General features: G+C 70.6%; 1 protein-coding gene. It reads left to right on the forward strand.

Going from position 1 to position 228, the window contains the following annotated elements; translation table 11 throughout:
• Positions 1-228 (forward strand): hypothetical protein (locus tag SB717_RS40160; protein ID WP_410908979.1); only part of this gene is annotated, 228 nt, incomplete at both ends.

Genomic DNA, 228 nt, shown 5'->3' on the forward strand with positions numbered 1-228 from the left:
CTGTCGCTCGTCATCCCGTGGCGCCGGCTGCATGCGGAGTGGGCCGTCGTCGTTCCCGTCCTGTCGCTGCTCGCGGTCGGCCTGCTGCGCCTCGGAACCGGTTCGGCGGTGTCGCCGTTCGCGGTGCTGACGCTACTGCCGTTCGTCTGGATCGCCTCCGAGGAGGGGCGCCTCAACATCCTGATCGCCGCGCTCACGACGTTCGTCGTGCTGCTCGCGCCGCTGGTG

The sequence above is a fragment of the Priestia sp. SIMBA_032 genome, assembly GCF_046535215.1.
Taxonomy (GTDB): domain Bacteria; phylum Bacillota; class Bacilli; order Bacillales; family Bacillaceae_H; genus Priestia; species Priestia aryabhattai.